The 221-nt window shown below is 56.1% G+C and carries 1 pseudogene; it reads right to left on the reverse strand.

Features of this window, described 5'->3' with window-relative positions:
• Window positions 1-52: 52 nt before the first annotated feature.
• Window positions 53-221, reverse strand: a pseudogene (locus J5474_RS22720) (IS5/IS1182 family transposase); the annotation flags it as partial.

Consider the following 221-nt stretch of genomic DNA (forward strand, 5'->3'; position numbering starts at 1 on the left):
ATGATCTCGATCACTGCCCGGCAGTGCATTGCGCAGCAATGTCACGAAAGCGGCGGTTGCGCCGTTTGTAGCGGCGCTTGTCATATTTCACCGGTTTCTTCCGCTGTCTCCGGCCAGGAATACAGGCGCGTATCCCTCTGTATGGTAATGCTTCTCTGAACCAATCGGCATCATATCTGCAGTCCCCGAGCAACCAGTCGACATCTGGCAGGCTGCTCAGC

The sequence above is a fragment of the Sagittula salina genome (assembly GCF_017813235.1).
GTDB lineage: Bacteria > Pseudomonadota > Alphaproteobacteria > Rhodobacterales > Rhodobacteraceae > Sagittula > Sagittula salina.